12 protein-coding genes are annotated in these 15,406 nt (G+C 65.9%); 8 read left to right on the forward strand and 4 right to left on the reverse strand.

Going from position 1 to position 15,406, the window contains the following annotated elements:
* Nucleotides 1-49: 49 nt before the first annotated feature.
* Together AYJ57_RS10670 and secG are read right to left on the reverse strand one after the other, a co-directional pair.
* Nucleotides 50-1,693, reverse strand: a complete 1,644-nt coding sequence (locus AYJ57_RS10670) for a CTP synthase (protein ID WP_066104775.1) — start codon at nt 1,691-1,693, stop codon at nt 50-52.
* A gap of 170 nt (nt 1,694-1,863) precedes the next feature.
* On the reverse strand, nt 1,864-2,253 hold the full coding sequence (gene secG, locus AYJ57_RS10675) for a preprotein translocase subunit SecG (protein WP_066104779.1): 390 nt from the start codon (nt 2,251-2,253) through the stop codon (nt 1,864-1,866).
* Nucleotides 2,254-2,575: 322 nt separating this feature from the next.
* Here secG and AYJ57_RS10680 point away from each other — a divergent pair, with 322 nt between their 5' ends.
* On the forward strand, nt 2,576-3,517 hold the full coding sequence (locus AYJ57_RS10680; protein WP_066104783.1) for a DMT family transporter: 942 nt from the start codon (nt 2,576-2,578) through the stop codon (nt 3,515-3,517).
* Here AYJ57_RS10680 and AYJ57_RS10685 read toward each other — a convergent pair.
* Nucleotides 3,438-4,136 (reverse strand): thiamine diphosphokinase, encoded by a 699-nt coding sequence (locus AYJ57_RS10685; RefSeq protein WP_066104784.1) that lies wholly within the window; start codon nt 4,134-4,136, stop codon nt 3,438-3,440. The genes AYJ57_RS10680 and AYJ57_RS10685 overlap by 80 nt on opposite strands.
* A gap of 140 nt (nt 4,137-4,276) precedes the next feature.
* On the opposite strand from AYJ57_RS10685, the gene AYJ57_RS10690 reads away from it, so the two are divergent.
* The 7 genes from AYJ57_RS10690 to argC all read left to right on the forward strand — a co-directional run bounded on the left by AYJ57_RS10690 (nt 4,277) and on the right by argC (nt 14,097).
* Nucleotides 4,277-6,748: a hypothetical protein gene (locus AYJ57_RS10690; RefSeq protein WP_066104786.1), complete on the forward strand. Its 2,472-nt coding sequence runs from the start codon at nt 4,277-4,279 to the stop codon at nt 6,746-6,748.
* A gap of 217 nt (nt 6,749-6,965) precedes the next feature.
* Nucleotides 6,966-7,781: an SDR family NAD(P)-dependent oxidoreductase gene (locus AYJ57_RS10695; RefSeq protein ID WP_066104789.1), complete on the forward strand. Its 816-nt coding sequence runs from the start codon at nt 6,966-6,968 to the stop codon at nt 7,779-7,781.
* Between the two features lie 304 nt (nt 7,782-8,085).
* The gene (locus AYJ57_RS10700) at nt 8,086-8,883 is read left to right on the forward strand and encodes a S49 family peptidase (protein ID WP_066104792.1); all 798 of its coding nucleotides are present in this window, start codon (nt 8,086-8,088) and stop codon (nt 8,881-8,883) included.
* Nucleotides 8,884-9,065: 182 nt separating this feature from the next.
* The gene (locus tag AYJ57_RS10710; RefSeq protein WP_066104797.1) at nt 9,066-10,022 is read left to right on the forward strand and encodes a calcium/sodium antiporter; all 957 of its coding nucleotides are present in this window, start codon (nt 9,066-9,068) and stop codon (nt 10,020-10,022) included.
* Between the two features lie 21 nt (nt 10,023-10,043).
* The gene (locus AYJ57_RS10715; protein WP_066104799.1) at nt 10,044-10,832 is read left to right on the forward strand and encodes an SDR family oxidoreductase; all 789 of its coding nucleotides are present in this window, start codon (nt 10,044-10,046) and stop codon (nt 10,830-10,832) included.
* A 318-nt stretch (nt 10,833-11,150) separates the two neighbouring features.
* Nucleotides 11,151-13,031, forward strand: coding sequence for an excinuclease ABC subunit UvrC (uvrC, locus tag AYJ57_RS10720; protein WP_066104801.1), 1,881 nt, complete (start codon nt 11,151-11,153; stop codon nt 13,029-13,031).
* A 124-nt stretch (nt 13,032-13,155) separates the two neighbouring features.
* Nucleotides 13,156-14,097, forward strand: coding sequence for an N-acetyl-gamma-glutamyl-phosphate reductase (argC, locus tag AYJ57_RS10725; RefSeq protein WP_066104804.1), 942 nt, complete (start codon nt 13,156-13,158; stop codon nt 14,095-14,097).
* A gap of 202 nt (nt 14,098-14,299) precedes the next feature.
* On the opposite strand, the gene ychF is transcribed toward argC, so the two are convergent.
* Complete coding sequence (ychF, locus tag AYJ57_RS10730; RefSeq protein WP_066104807.1) at nt 14,300-15,397, reverse strand: redox-regulated ATPase YchF; 1,098 nt, start codon at nt 15,395-15,397, stop codon at nt 14,300-14,302.
* Nucleotides 15,398-15,406 lie beyond the last annotated feature (9 nt).

Below are 15,406 nucleotides of genomic sequence, written 5' to 3' on the forward strand. Positions count from 1 at the left end.
AAGGCCCGGACGTATGCCCGGGCCTTTTCGAATTCTGTGAGGGTGGCGCTCAGACCAGACGCGAGGCTTCTTTCGCGGCGCGCACGAAATCCTTGAAGAGCGGGTGCGGATCGAAGGGCTTCGATTTCAGTTCCGGGTGGAACTGCACGCCAAGGAACCAAGGGTGATCGGGCCATTCGACGATCTCGGGCAGGCGGCCATCGGGCGACATGCCGGAGAAGCAGAGCCCGCCTTTTTCCAGCGCCTCGCGGTATTTGATGTCGACCTCGTAGCGGTGACGGTGACGCTCGTCGATGGCGGTGGTGCCGTAGATCTCGGCCACTTTCGAGCCTTCGGTCAGAACTGCGTCATAGGCGCCGAGGCGCATGGTGCCGCCCTTGTCGTCGCTCACCGAGCGGTTCACGCGCTGGTTGCCCTGCACCCATTCCTTGAGGTGATAGACCACCGGCTCGAAGCGCTTCTCGCCCTTCTCGTGGTCGAACTCTTCCGAGCCCGCCTTGGCCACGCCTGCGACGTTGCGCGCCGCCTCGATGACCGCCATCTGCATGCCGAGGCAGATGCCGAGGTAGGGCACCTTATGCTCGCGGGCGAATTGCGCCGCCTTGATCTTGCCCTCGGTGCCGCGCTCGCCAAAGCCGCCGGGCACGAGGATCGCGTCGAAGCCTTCGAGATGCGGCGCCGGGTCTTCCTGATCGAAGAGCTCGGCATCGACCCAGGAGACATTCACCTTCACCCGGTTCGCCATGCCGCCATGGGTCAGCGCCTCGGCGATCGACTTATAGGCGTCTTCGAGCTGGGTGTATTTGCCGACGATGGCGACGTTCACTTCACCCTCGGGGTTGTGGATGCGTTCCGAGACGTCTTCCCACTTTTCGAGGTTGGGGCGCGGCGCAGGGGTGATGCCGAACGCATCGAGAACCGCCTGATCGAGCCCCTCGCGGTGATAGGCGAGCGGCGCGTCGTAGATCGACGACAGATCCTGCGCGGCGATCACGCTGTCGGGGCGAACGTTGCAGAAGAGCGCGAGCTTCTCGCGTTCCTTCTGGGGAATCGGCCCCTCGGAGCGGCACACGAGAATATCGGGCGCGAGGCCGATCGAGCGCAGTTCCTTCACCGAGTGCTGCGTCGGCTTGGTCTTTAGCTCGCCCGAGGCCTTGATCCACGGCAGCAGCGTCAGGTGCATGAACACGCATTGGCCGCGCGGCTTGTCCTGGCTGAACTGGCGGATGGCTTCGAAGAAGGGCAGGCCCTCGATGTCGCCGACCGTGCCGCCGATCTCGCAGAGCATGAAATCCACCTCATCCTCGCCGATCGAGATGAAGTCTTTGATCTCGTTGGTGACATGCGGAATGACCTGAATGGTCTTGCCGAGGTAGTCGCCGCGGCGCTCTTTCTCGAGCACATTGGTGTAGATGCGGCCCGACGAGATGGAATCGGTCTTGCGCGCCGGAACGCCGGTGAAGCGTTCGTAATGGCCAAGATCGAGATCGGTCTCGGCCCCGTCGTCGGTGACGAAGACCTCGCCGTGTTCGAAGGGGCTCATAGTGCCCGGATCGACGTTGAGATACGGATCGAGCTTGCGCAGGCGGACCGAAAAGCCCCGCGCCTGCAGCAGCGCGCCAAGCGCCGCGGAAGCCAGACCCTTGCCGAGCGAAGAAACGACACCGCCGGTGATGAAGATGAAACGTGCCATTGGCAGCGCGACCCCGTGATTTGCGTCAAAATGGAGGACACCCACGGCCCAACGAGCCGCAGCATCACGGGAGTCCACGTATAAAGGATTCGGGCCGCACTGTCTAGCCAACCGCAAGATGCTGTTGCGGCTGACAGGCGGCCCTCAAGCTGTTGTTAGTCTGGCGGATATTAGTCCGCGCTGGGAACCATCGGCGCATCTGCGCCAGAATCGGTGCCCGTCTCGCCCGACGGCGGCGGCAGCAGGCCATCCGTGTCGAGCGTTGCCGGAGCGGAGCCGTCGCTCTCTTCGGCGGAGCTGCCGCCGGTGAGCCGGTCCATGACCGAGGTGCCGCTTGCATCGCTCGCCGCGAGCACCGTCAGGGTGATCGAGGTGATGATGAAGGCGATGGCGAGCCCCCAGGTGATCTTGCCCAGTGCCGTGGCTGCTGCGCGTTGGCTCATGGCGCCACCGCCGCCGCCGCCCATCCCAAGGCCGCCGCCTTCGGATCGCTGCAGAAGCACCACGCCGATAAGCGCGAGCGCAAGGAGGAGGTGCACGATGAGGATCACGTTTTCCATGGGGCGTCTCAGGCATTCCGGCTGTGTTGAACGGGCGCTGTGTAGGGCAAGGCGACTGCACACGCAACCCGGCTCTTGGCGGCAATGCGGCGGCACCCGCCCGTTGCGGCATGTAAGTCAGGATGGAACTCAGGCGCGGGGCGCCAAAACAACCGCAGCATCACCCGCCGCCCCCGCTTCATTGTTCCACAAATACGCACTCTTGGGCGCAGCGGCCGGGCGGCCCTCGATGGGCTGAGAGCGGGGGATTTTCGCTCAGACCCGGTGCGGCACATGACAGAAATTCTTGTCTGAGTGAAAGGGTGCGGCTACCGTTCGCCTCATGGTTGGTGATCGTCCTCTTCTTGGTGTCCTTTTGATGCTTGGCTTCTGCATCGTCGCCCCGATGGGCGACGCGACGGCCAAGCTGCTTGGGGACAAGGTCACGATCGGCCAGCTGCTGCTTTTGCGCTTTGCCATTCAGGCGCTGGTGCTGGCACCGCTGGTGATCGCTACCCATCGGGTCTGGCGGATGCGGCGGCGAATCTTCGCCCTGACCGCGCTGCGCACGCTGCTGCATATGCTGGGCATTGGGCTGATGTTCGCCGCGCTGCGCCATTTGCCGCTGGCCGATGCGGTGGCCATCGCCTTTGTCATGCCGTTCTTCATGCTGCTGCTCGGCCATTACGTGCTGGGCGAGGAGGTGGGCTGGCGGCGGCTTGCGGCCTGCGGCGTCGGGTTTGTCGGCACGCTGCTGGTGGTGCAGCCCGCCTTTGCCGAGGTCGGCTGGCCGGCGCTGCTGCCGTTGGGCGTGGCGCTGAACTTCTCGCTCTTCATGCTGGTTACGCGGCAGATCGCGCGCGAAACCGATGCGATCTCGCTGCAGGCGATCTCGGGCGGGATGGCGGTGCTGATCCTCGTGCCGGTGCTGGCGCTGCTGCCGGGGGCCATGCTGCCCGCGCTGGAGTGGAGCGGCGAGGGGGCCGAGGTCTGGGGGCTGATCCTTGGCATTGGCCTGCTGGGGACGCTGGCGCATCTGCTGATGACATGGTCGCTGCGCTTTGCGCCCGGCGCGACGCTGGCGCCGATGCAATATCTGGAGATTCCCTTCGCCACGCTGTTCGGCTTTCTGGTCTGGAGCGACCTGCCGGACGGGCTGGCGACGGTGGGCATCTGCATCACCGTCGCCTCGGGGCTTTATATCCTCATGCGCGAGCGGGCCATCGCGCGTCGGCTTGCTGCAGCGCCTGCGCCAGTGGCGCCAGATGCTGCGCCGGCAGAATGATCAGCATCTTCGGGGCATCAAAGCTCAGGTCCACACGCGGTGCATCGGTCTGGTTCGACGTGCCGGTGATCCCATCGGGGCGGAAACGCAGCCCGTCGATCGGCCAGCGCAGCCCGGAACTGGTGCCGCCACAGTCCGCCATCGGATAAAGCGAAAAGCGGCAGCCGATGGGCAGCTCGAGCGAGATCCGCGGCGGGCAGAGCGCCACCACGTCATCGCGGCCCACCAGCAGGCAGCGGCGGTCGGGGTGACGCGCCAGAACCGTCATCGCCGCCAGTTGGTGATCAAGCCGTGCGCCAAGAAAGCCCGCCGCATAGACCAGAGGTGCCGCGATGTTGCGCAGACACTTGTCGAAATCGGTGCTGTCCTGTTCCGTGATAAGATGGATTCGCTCTGGCGGGATTGCGGCGCGGGCGTCGTCTGTCAGGGAATCGAGATCGCCGATCACCGCATCGGGGATCACCCCGGCTGCCAGCAGCGCATCTGCGCCGCCATCGGCCGCCACGCGCAGCTGGGCCTTGTCCAGCAGCGGCGACAAGAGGTCGGGCGGGCAGTCTCCGCCGCCCGCCAGCAAGACGGGTCCGTCGGACCTGAGACGTTCGGAAGCTCCGGGATTCATGGCTTTTTAGTGGCTTTTCGCGAAAACGACCACAATTTGGTCATGAAATGATACGGTGAAAACCTCAGATTCGGTCAGCTTTGGTCTCCTGGTAGATGGTAAACAGTTTGTTGCAGATCGAGTGAAAGAGTGAGCGGCACATGGTGAGTTCCAGCAAGATATTGACGGTCTCCTACGGCACCTTCTCCTGTACGGCAGAAGGGTTCGAGGATCCCCTCGCGGTGGTCAAGGAGAGCACGAATTTCTTCCGTGGTGTGGTGCGGGAAGATCGCTTCTTCGGTGCCGAGCCGCCGCAGTTTGATCCCGAGCTTGCCGCGCAGCTTATGCAGGCGCAGGTCAGTGCCGACGCGCAGAGCGGCCGTCTGGTGCTGCGCGGGCCGCTGGCCGATGCGGCGATGCCCGCGGCAGCGCAGGCCGGTGCCGATGTGGTCGGCCCCGACGCCGAGCGCGGCATGGAAAAGGCACTGAGCGAGGCCGCCGAGCGCGCTGCCGCCGAGGCCGCCGCCGAGGAAGCTGAGCTGCAGCGCGACGCGGAGGCTGCTGCCAAAGCCGCCGCCGAATCCGCGCAGATCGAGGCGCAGGCCGAGATTCTGGCCGAAGGCGATGACAGCCTCTCCGCCGAGGCGGCGTTCTTTGCGGCGGAAAGCGCCGTGCCCGCCCATGACGCCTTTGACGATGATTACGACGACGAGCCGGTTGCCGCTGCTGCGGCGCCCGCCGCGCCGGTTGCAGGCATCGTTCCGGCCTCCGACGACAGCGTGGCCGCCAAACTGCGCCGCATTCGCGCCGTTGTGTCGGGCGGGGCCGTTGCCGCGACCGCGCCGGACGTGAGCGAAGACGCCGATCAGGACGGTGAAGACACGGTTGCCGCCGTCTCCGCCATGCTCGGCACGCTCGATGTGGATGCGCCCGAGGTCCGTGATGTGGCCCTTGATGAGAGCGCTGAAGACGCGGACGACGCGCAGGACATGCAGATCGACCTGTCGGTGCTGCAGGGCGAAGATTGGGACGACGAAGAGGATGCCGCCGAGGATGCCACGGATGCGGACCTTGAGGGAGAGCTCGAGGCAGAGCTCGACGCGCCCGTCGCGGACGCCCCCTTTGCGCTGACCAAGGCTTTTGCCGCCGCGCCGGACCATGCTGAAGAGGCAGAGATCGAGGCGGCTGAGCCCGAAGCTGCGGCCCCCGCGAAAGTGGTCCGGGTTGCACCTGAGGCTTCCGCAGAAGCCGCCACCGACACCAACACCGCGCCGGAGGCCGCAAAGCCGTCCAAACCGCGCCGGGTGCGCGTGGTGAAGGTGAGCCGCGCCGCCTTTGACGCCGCCGTGGCGACGGGTGCGCTGGAAGAAGTGCGCCAAGAGCCTGCCAAGAGCAGCCTCAGCGCCGATGACGAGGCCGACCTTGCCCGCGAGCTTGAAGCGGTGAAGGCCGAACTGGCCGCCGGTCTCGAAGATGAATGGGACGAGGTCGACGATCTCGACCAGATCAGCGCGGCGGCGGAAGAGGCCGAGGCGGACACGCCGGTGCCCGCCGAGACGCTGCTTGCCGAGCTTGAAGCCGAGACCGAGGAAGAGAGCGCTTGGGACGACGAAGACCTCGAGGATGAGGATTTCGACGACGAAGCATGGGGCGACGACGATTGGGACGATGAGGATGACGACGAGGAAGACCTCGCCGCCTCCGCAGCCGCCCGCGATGCCCTGCTCGACGATGAGGATGACGAAGACGACGATCTGGCCGAGGAATTCACCGAAGCATTCGACGCGCCGCTGGATGAGGCCGATCAGGACGGTGATGATCAGGACTGGGACGATCAAGACGGTGACGATCAAGACGGTGACATCGAAGAGATGATCCGCGCCGCGCAGCAGGACGTGCGCAAGGCGGTGAAGCTCTCGAGCCCGGCGCGCATGATGCTGACCGAGACCAGCGTCGAGGACAATGACACCTCGCGTATCCTGAACGAGACCAACACCCAGCTTGAAGAGCCCGAGGGCAACCGCCGCCGCAGCGCCATCGCGCATCTCCGCGCCGCCGTGGCCGCAACCCGCGCCGACCGTCTGCTGGGCCGCAAGAAGGACGCCGAAGAGCAGGCGCAGCCCTACCGCGAGGATCTGGCGGATGTGGTGCGTCCGCGCCGCCCCGCGCCGGCTCCGCAGGAGGCCGCCACCGAGCGCCCCGCCGCCGAAGCTCCGCTGCGCCCCGCGCCGCTGAAGCTGGTCGCCGAGCAGCGCGTGAACGAAACCGCGGATGCGCCCGAAGCGCCGCTGCGTCCGCGCCGGGTGACGCTGGCCGATCTGGAAGAGCAAGCCCCCGCAGGCGTTCAGGGCGATTTCGCCAGCTACGCCGAAAGCGTCGGCGCGCACGACCTGCCGGATCTTCTTGAGGCCGCAGCCTCCTACCTGTCGTATATCGAGGGCCGCGCCCAGTTCTCGCGCCCGCAGCTGATGACCAAAGTGCGTCAGGTGGAAGGCGAGGACTCGAGCCGCGAGGATCGCCTGCGCAGCTTCGGCCAGCTTCTGCGCGACGGTAAGATCGAGAAGACCGGCGGCGGGCGGTTCACCGTCTCCGACCGGATCAGCTTCAAGCCCTCGGCCCGCGCCGCAGGCTGACCCGGCGGCCAAGACCCCGCCATCAAAGCGCCCCTGCGAGCCATCGCGGGGGCGCTTTGCGTTTCACCGGGCCGGACGGGTCACCGGGCCGGGCGGACGCCTCGTTCACGGCGATGTGCCTCGCGCTGCGGGAACAGGGCAGGGGGGACCGCTCGTTTGATCCGTGACCCGCAGCGCCGAAGCGCGGCGCGCCGGAACGGACCAAACGGAGATTGAGATGAAAGATATTGTTGCAGACCCCGCCATCGCCCCGCAGCCCTATGAGAGCCTCGACCGTTTCGAGGGCGCCACGGTGATCGTCACCGGTGCCAGCACCGGCATTGGCCGCGCCACCGCCCGCCGCTTCGTGCTGGAAGGCGCCAATGTCGCCATGGTGGCGCGCAGCGAAGACGACCTTGCAGAGGCGGCAGAGGGGCTGCCCGAGGCGCGGGTGCTGAAGATCAGCGCCGATGTGTCGAAGGAAGAGGACGCCAAGCGCATCGCGGCGGAGACGCTGGCGCATTTCGGCGCCATCGACGTGCTGGTGAACAACGCCGGGACCGCCGTCATGGGCAGCATTGAGGAGGTGGACCGCGAAAGCTGGGACAAGGTGATCGATACCGATCTCACCGGGCTTTACATGGTCACCCGTGCGGCTTGGCCCGCGCTGCGCACGGCGCGCGGCAATGTGGTCAACACCTCTTCGGTTTCGGGCACAGGGGGCGACTGGAACATGTTCGCCTATAATGCCGCCAAGGGCGGGGTCACCAATCTGACTCACGCGCTGGCGCTGGACGCGCGCGAAAGCGGCGTGCGGGTAAATGCGGTGAACCCCTCGATCACCCGCTCGGCGCTGACCGAGGATATGTTCGAGAACGAAGATCTGCTGCAGAAATTCATGGAGCGCCTGCCGCTGGGCCGCCCCGGCGAGCCCGAAGATGTGGCCGCGGCGATCTGCTTTCTGGCCTCGCGCGATGCCTGTTTCATCAATGGTGTGAACCTTGCGGTTGACGGCGGGCTGTCGGCCTCGAACGGCCAGCCGCCGCAGGCTTAAGCTGCAAGCCTAAGAAGCGGGTCTTGGGGGTTGGCGGTATGCGCCGGACCCGAGGCTGCGCGCGTGGAAGGCTGCGTATTTGGAAAAGAGAAGAAGGGCAGGGCGTGGGTGCGCTCTGCCCTTTTCTGTGCCGTCCGGCGATCGGGCGGGATGGCGGCGGCAGTTCTGCGCTGGGCGCGGCAAATGACGGAATTTGGTCGGCATATTCGGCAAATGCCCGCGCTTTGCGCGACGCGCTGCATCACTTGAGAGTTCTTTTGCGCCCCGCCTTGTCGTCACGCGGGGGCGTGTCTACATCACCGGGATGAAAAGCCCGATCCCCTTCCTGAAAAGCAAACCCACCGTCTCGGTCGTGCGCCTGCAGGGCGCCATCGGCATGGCGGGACGCGGCAGTCTCAACGACACCACGCTGGCGCCGGTGCTGGAACGCGCCTTCCGGCGCGGCAAGCCCAAGGCGGTGGCGCTGGAGATCAATTCGCCCGGCGGCTCGCCGGTGCAGAGCTCGCTCATCGGCGCGCGCATCCGGCGGCTGTCGGAAGAGACCAAAGTGCCGGTCTATGCCTTCGTCGAGGATGTGGCGGCCTCGGGCGGCTATTGGATCGCCTCGGCGGCGGATGAGATCTTTGCCGACGAAAGCTCGATCCTCGGCTCGATCGGGGTGATCTCGGCGGGCTTCGGCGCGCATGTCTTTCTCAGCCGGCAGGGGATCGAGCGGCGGGTGCATACCGCGGGGAAATCCAAGAGCATGCTGGACCCGTTCCGTCCCGAGAGCGAAGAGGATGTGGCGCGGCTCGAGCGCATCCTCGGCCAGTTGCACGAGACCTTCATCACGCAGATCAAGGAGCGGCGGGGCAGCAAGCTTGCCAATGATCCCGATCTCTTTACCGGCGAGATCTGGATCGGGCGCTCCGCGGTGGAGGTCGGGCTGGCCGATGGCACCGCGCATCTGGTGCCGGGGATGAAGGCGCGGTTCGGCGACAAGGTGAAGTTCCGCCGCTATGGCGTGAAGAAGCGGCTGATCCCGAAGCTGGGCCTGAGCCTTGCCGAAGAGACGATGGGGCTGATCGAGGAACGCGCGGGCTTCGCGCGCTTCGGGCTCTGACATGCTTGCAAAGATTGTCGCCCTCTTCCTTGTGGTCATCGCGGTGCTGGGGATCTTCGGCAAGCTGCGCATGCCGGGAGTGGGGCGGTTGAGCCGCCGAGAGGCGGGAAAGAAATGTCCGCGCTGCGGTCGGCACAAGATCGGCAAGGGACCCTGTCCCTGCGGCGAACGAAAGGTCTGAAATGGTTTTTGTCTACGCGGCCCTCGGCCTTGTGATCCTGCTTTTGGCGGGGGATGCGCTGGTCAAGGGGGCGGTGAACCTATCTTTGCGCATGGGGATCCCGGCGCTGATCGTTAGCCTCACCATCGTGGCCTTCGGCACATCCGCGCCCGAGTTGCTGATCTCGATACAGGCCGCGCTCGACGGCGTTCCGGGGATCGCGCTGGGCAATGTGGTGGGCTCGAACACCGCCAACGTGCTGCTGGTGCTGGGCGTTCCGGCACTGATCACCGTGCTGCACACCTCCGGCCACGACACGCGCAAGAGCTATGCGATCATGATCGGCGCCTCGCTGCTTTTCATCGCGCTGGCCTTCCGCGGCACCTTCGACTGGATCGCGGGGCTGGTGATGCTGGGCGTCATGGCGCTGATCTTGTGGGATTCGGTGCGCGACGCGCTGAGCCACCGCAAGAACGGCAAGGCCGATGCCGAGCTTGAGGACCTGGAAGATCCCGAGGGTGCGGATCCCGACATGCCGGGCTGGAAAATCGCGGTCTATCTGGTGCTGGGCCTCGTCGGCCTGCCGGTGGGCGCCAACCTGCTGATCGACAGCGCCACCGAGATCGCCGCCATGTTCGGCGTGCCCGACACGGTGATCGGCCTGACGCTGGTGGCGCTTGGTACCTCGCTGCCCGAGCTTGCGACCACGGTGATGGCGGCGATCCGGCGGCAGGCGGATGTGGCGCTTGGCAACGTCATCGGCTCGAACGTCTTCAACCTGCTGGCGATCATCGGCGTCGCGGCGCTGATCAAGCCGATGCCGGTGGATCCGCAATTCCTGAGCTTCGATCTGTGGGTGATGCTGGCGGCCTCGCTGATCCTCGTGCCCTTCGTCTTCATGAAGCGCGACATCGGACGCGTCTGGGGGGTGGTGCTCTCGGCGCTTTACATCGGATATGTCAGCTACGTTCTGATCTGATCGGTTTCGGGGGGAAGAAATATGGGTATCGAGAAACGCGCGCTGGTGACCGGCGCGGGCAAGCGGCTGGGCCGGGCGATGGCGCTGTATCTGGCGGAGCGCGGCTTTGACGTGGCGGTGCATTACGGCGGCTCGGCGGAGGCGGCCGAAGAGGTCGCGGCGCTGGTGCGCGAGAAGGGCGGCCGGGCGGTCACGCTGCAGGCCGATCTGCTGGACGAGCGGCAAGTGACCCCGCTGGTGGGGCGCGCTGCCGAGGCGCTTGGCGGGCCGCTCGGCCTGCTGATCAACAACGCTTCGATCTTCGAGCATGACGACATGGAGACAGCGACGCGCGACAGCTGGGACCGGGCGATGGAATCGAACCTGCGCGCGCCCTTTGTGCTGCTGCAGAGCTTCGCGGCGCAGGCGCCCGAGGCCGAAACCGACGAGCGCGGCGAGCCGCGGGCCCGCGCGCTTTGCGTCAACATGCTTGACCAGCGGCTGCGCAAGCTGACGCCGGAGTTCATCAGCTATACGCTGGCCAAATCGGCGCTCTGGACGCTGACCCAGACCGGGGCGCGGGCGCTGGCGCCGAACGTGCGGATCAATGCCATCGGGCCGGGGCCGACATTGCAGGGCGCCGATCAGAGCGCCGAGGGCTTCGCCACGCAGCGCGCGGCGACGGTTCTGCAGCGCGGATCGAACCCCGAGGACATCTGCGGCGCGCTGGGATATTTCCTCGATGCGCCGGGGGTGACCGGGCAGTTCCTCTGCACCGATGGCGGCCAGCATCTGGCATGGCAGACGCCCGACACCTGCGACCGCGACTAAGGTCGCGGCGGGCAGGCTGCGACAAGTTGTGCACCTGTCACGGGCGCGTTACCCAAGTGTTAGGAAAGCATCAAGCTTTCAAGGGTTTGCGCAAAGCTGCGTAAATCTTTTAAGCTAAATCAATACGTTATGTTTTGGCACAATTTTTGTGCAAATCGACGAAACGGCAAGGATTCAAGGGAAAAACGCAGAACCCCGGAATTCCCCCTCAGGGTTATCCACAGGAACAGTGGATGTATTCTTTCTTGATCTCAGGGGGCCGGCATTGCAGCGAGATGCAGAATCAAGGCAAGCGGTGAACAGACCGGAAACGACGTGATGAACGACGAAGCAGACATTCCGAAAGTCGCGCCGAAACGCGGCTACGAGGTCATCCACGGCTACCTCAAGACGCTCGACTCCAGTCCGGGCGTCTATCGCATGCTGGATGACCAGAGCCGGGTGCTCTACGTCGGCAAGGCGCGCAATCTGAAGGCGCGGGTGTCGAGCTATTCGCGGTCTTCGGCGCAGCACTCGCGGCGGATCAGCCGGATGATCTCGGAAACCGCGTCGATGATGTTCCTGACCACGCGCACCGAGACCGAGGCGCTGCTGCTGGAACAGAACCTGATCAAGCAGCTCAAGCCGAAGTTCAACGTGCTGCTGCGCGACGACAAGAGCTTTCCGAACATCCTCGTCACCACCGAACATGACTTTCCGCAGATCAAGAAGCACCGCGGCGCGAAGAGCGAGAAGGGGGCTTACTACGGTCCCTTCGCCAGCGCCGGGGCGGTGAACCGCACGCTGACGCAGCTGCAGCGGGTGTTCTTGCTGCGCAACTGCTCGGACTCGATGTTCGACAGCCGCACGCGGCCCTGTCTGCTGTTTCAGATCCGCCGCTGTTCGGGGCCCTGCACGGGTGAGATCAGCGCCGAGGATTACGCGGAATCGGTGCGCGACGCGCAGCGCTTCCTGTCGGGCAAATCCACCGAGATGCAGGCGCGGCTGGCCGATCAGATGATGGCGGCCTCCGAGGCGATGGAGTTCGAGCGCGCCGCGGCATTGCGCGACCGTATTCGCGCGCTGACGCAGGTGCAGTCGGTGCAGGGCATCAACCCGCAGGGCGTGGAAGAGGCCGACGTCGTGGCGCTGCATATGGAGCATGGGCAGGCCTGCGTGCAGGTGTTCTTCATCCGCTCGGGGCAGAACTGGGGCAACCGCGACTTTTATCCGCGCGTCGGCGATGACGTGGAGGAGGCGGAGGTGCTCGAAGCCTTCCTCGGCCAGTTCTACGACACCAAGGAGCCGCCGCGGCTGGTGCTGCTGAGCCATGAGATCGAGAGCCCGGATCTGATGTCGGAGGCGCTCAGTGGCAAGCTGGGCCGCAAGGTCGAGATCGCGGTGCCGAAGCGCGGCGAGAAGGCGGAGCTGGTCGAGGGCGCGGCGCGCAACGCGCGTGAGAGCCTCGGGCGCCGCATGGCCGAGACCGCGACACAGGCCAAGCTGCTGCGCGGTGTGGCCGAAGCCTTCGGGCTCGACGGGCCGCCGCAGCGCATCGAGGTCTACGACAACTCGCATATCATGGGCACCAACGCCGTCGGCGGGATGATCGTCGCCGGGCCGGAAGGCTACATGAAGAACCAGTACCGCAAGTACAACATCCGCGGTGAGGATCTGGTGCCGGGCGACGACTTCGGCATGATGAAAGAGGTGCTGACGCGCCGCTTCACCCGGCTGCTGAAAGAGGACCCCGAGCGTGACAAGGGACTCTGGCCCGACCTGCTGCTGATCGACGGCGGCGCCGGGCAGGTCTCGGCGGTCTGGGAGATCATGCAGGAATATGGCGTCGAGGATATCCCGATGGTGGGCGTCGCCAAGGGCGTCGACCGCGACCACGGCAAGGAAGAGTTCCACCGCATCGGCGAGCGGCCCTTTGCGTTGCAGCGCAATGATCCGGTGCTCTACTTCATCCAGCGTCTGCGCGACGAGGCGCACCGCTTCGCCATCGGCACGCACCGCGCCAAGCGCGCCAAGTCGCAGATGGCCAACCCGCTCGATGAGGTGCCCGGCGTCGGCGCGGCGCGCAAGCGGGCGCTGCTGCAGCATTTCGGCTCGGCCAAGGCGGTGGCGCGGGCGAATCTGGCGGACCTGAAGGCAGTGGACGGGGTCAGCGAGGCGCTGGCCGAGCGCATCTACGATTTCTTCCACGAGAAGGGCTAGGCAACTTTCTTCGAAGAAAGTTGCAAAAGCCTTCGAAGGCTTTTGACCGCGCCCGCCGCTGGCATAGTTCCTTTTGTGCCGCGGCCATGTTATGGCGGCGCATCTTTACCCAAGGAGAGAGGCCATGGCCCATAAGGTGTTCATCGACGGCGAGGCTGGCACGACCGGTCTGCAAATCCGCGAGCGGCTCGAAGCGCGCGCGGATATCACGCTCGTTCAGGTGGACCCGGCCCGACGCAAGGACGCCGACGCGCGTTCCGAGGCGCTGGCCGAAGCCGATGTGGCCATCCTGTGCCTGCCCGATGATGCCGCGCGCGAGACCGTGCGGCTGGCCGAACCGCATGGCACGAAGATCATCGACGCCTCCACCGCGCACCGCGTCGCCGAAGGCTGGGTCTTCGGGTTCGCCGAGATGGCCGAGGGCCAGCGCGAGGCGATCGCCGCGGCGCAATTCGTGTCCAACCCCGGCTGCTGGTCGACCTGCGCCATTGCGCTGATCCGCCCGCTGGTGGACGCGGGGCTCATCGACCCCGCCGCGGGGCCGGCCATTTCCGGCGTGTCGGGCTATACCGGCGGCGGCAAGGGCATGATCGCCGAGTATGAAAGCGGCGAGACCAATGGCTCGTTCCTCTATGGCGCGTCGCAAGGCCACAAGCACCTGCCGGAGATCGTCAAGCACGGGCTGCTGAGCGCGGTGCCGGTGTTTGTGCCCTCCGTGGGCGCCTATGCGCAGGGCATGGCGGTGGCGGTGCAACTGCCCGCCATGGGCAGCGAGGGTCAGGCCGCGGCCGAGGCGGCGCTGCGCAAGGCCTATGCCGGTGAGCGTTTCGTGTCGGTGGTCGAGGCATCGGTGCATGAGCCGCGGGTCATGCCGCAGCGGCTCAACGGCACCAACGCGCTGGAGCTTTCCGTGCATGGCAACCCGGCGACCGGCGCGGTGACGCTGATCGGCGTGCTCGACAACCTTGGCAAAGGCGCGTCGGGCGCGGCGGTGCAGAACCTCAACATCATGCTCGGCTGCGACGAGGCCGCAGGGCTTGAGGGGGCCGAGGCCGCGGCAGCCTGAGCGCTGGTGCCGGGAGGGGGCGCTGCCCCCGTCCGCTGACGCGGACTCCCCCGGCGTATTTGGCAAAGAGAAGAAGGGGCGCGGTCCGGCGGGGCAGCGCCTTTTTTCGTGGGCTGCGCGGGGGGATAGCGGCGCGCGGGCAAAGAAAAACGCGGCGCCTCCGGGGAGGCACCGCGTTCGAGAATTCGGACCTGTGGCGGGGTCAGGTGTTGAACAGGAAGTGCAGCACGTCGCCGTCCTTGACCATGTAACTCTTGCCCTCGGCGCGCATCTTGCCCGCCTCCTTGGCGCCCTGTTCGCCCTTGCAGGCGATAAAATCATCATAGGCGATGGTCTCGGCGCGGATGAAGCCGCGCTCGAAATCGCCGTGGATGACGCCAGCGGCCTGCGGGGCGAGCGTGCCCTGCGGGATGGTCCAGGCGCGGGCCTCTTTGGGGCCGACGGTGAAATAGGTCTCGAGGTGCAGCAGCTCGTAACCGGCGCGGATGAGACGGTCGAGCCCGGCCTCTTCGAGGCCCAGCTCCGAGAGGAACATCTCGGCTTCCTCGCCGTCGAGCTGGCTGATCTCTTCCTCGATCTTGGCGGAGATCACCACGTGGCTGTTGCCCTGCGCGGCGGCCATCTCGGCGACCTTCTCCGACAGCGCGTTGCCGGTGGCGGCCTCGTCCTCGTCGACGTTGCAGACATAGAGCACCGGTTTGGAGGTCAGCAGCTGCAGCATGCGCCACTGTTTGGTGTCCTCGGCATCGACCTCGACGAGACGCGCGGGCTTGCCCGCTTCGAGCATCGCCAAGGCGTCTTTCATCAGGCGCTCTTGCTGGATCGCCTCCTTGTCGCCGCCGCGCACCTTGCGCACGATGTTCTGCAGGCGCTTCTCGAGGCTCTCCATGTCGGCGATGATCAGCTCGGTCTCGATGGTCTCGGCATCGGCCACCGGGTCGACACGGCCATCGACGTGGGTGACGTCATCATCCTCGAAGCAGCGCAGCACATGGGCGATGGCGTCGGTCTCGCGGATGTTGGCGAGGAACTGGTTGCCGAGGCCCTCGCCTTTCGACGCGCCCTTCACCAGCCCGGCGATGTCGACGAAGGTCATCCGTGTGGGGATGATCTGCTTCGATCCGGCGATCTGCGCCAGCGTGTCGATGCGGCTGTCGGGCACCGCCACGTCGCCCACATTGGGTTCGATCGTGCAGAAGGGGAAATTGGCCGCCTGCGCGGCGGCGGTCTTGGTCAGGGCGTTGAAAAGGGTCGATTTGCCCACGTTGGGCAGACCCACGATCCCCATGCGAAATCCCATGTCGTGCTC

Source organism: Salipiger sp. CCB-MM3, from assembly GCF_001687105.1.
In the GTDB taxonomy this organism is placed as follows: domain Bacteria; phylum Pseudomonadota; class Alphaproteobacteria; order Rhodobacterales; family Rhodobacteraceae; genus Salipiger.

What these genes read in the sequence shown, in the direction of transcription:
- AYJ57_RS10670 (WP_066104775.1), bottom strand. Translation starts at nt 1,693, where the DNA reads ATGGCACGTTTCATCTTCATCACCGGCGGTGTCGTTTCTTCGCTCGGC.
- AYJ57_RS10690 (WP_066104786.1), top strand. Translation starts at nt 4,277, where the DNA reads ATGGTGAGTTCCAGCAAGATATTGACGGTCTCCTACGGCACCTTCTCC.
- secG (WP_066104779.1), bottom strand. Translation starts at nt 2,253, where the DNA reads ATGGAAAACGTGATCCTCATCGTGCACCTCCTCCTTGCGCTCGCGCTT.
- AYJ57_RS10685 (WP_066104784.1), bottom strand. Translation starts at nt 4,136, where the DNA reads ATGAATCCCGGAGCTTCCGAACGTCTCAGGTCCGACGGACCCGTCTTG.
- ychF (WP_066104807.1), bottom strand. Translation starts at nt 15,397, where the DNA reads ATGGGATTTCGCATGGGGATCGTGGGTCTGCCCAACGTGGGCAAATCG.
- AYJ57_RS10700 (WP_066104792.1), top strand. Translation starts at nt 8,086, where the DNA reads ATGAAAAGCCCGATCCCCTTCCTGAAAAGCAAACCCACCGTCTCGGTC.
- AYJ57_RS10715 (WP_066104799.1), top strand. Translation starts at nt 10,044, where the DNA reads ATGGGTATCGAGAAACGCGCGCTGGTGACCGGCGCGGGCAAGCGGCTG.
- uvrC (WP_066104801.1), top strand. Translation starts at nt 11,151, where the DNA reads ATGAACGACGAAGCAGACATTCCGAAAGTCGCGCCGAAACGCGGCTAC.
- AYJ57_RS10710 (WP_066104797.1), top strand. Translation starts at nt 9,066, where the DNA reads ATGGTTTTTGTCTACGCGGCCCTCGGCCTTGTGATCCTGCTTTTGGCG.
- AYJ57_RS10695 (WP_066104789.1), top strand. Translation starts at nt 6,966, where the DNA reads ATGAAAGATATTGTTGCAGACCCCGCCATCGCCCCGCAGCCCTATGAG.
- argC (WP_066104804.1), top strand. Translation starts at nt 13,156, where the DNA reads ATGGCCCATAAGGTGTTCATCGACGGCGAGGCTGGCACGACCGGTCTG.
- AYJ57_RS10680 (WP_066104783.1), top strand. Translation starts at nt 2,576, where the DNA reads ATGGTTGGTGATCGTCCTCTTCTTGGTGTCCTTTTGATGCTTGGCTTC.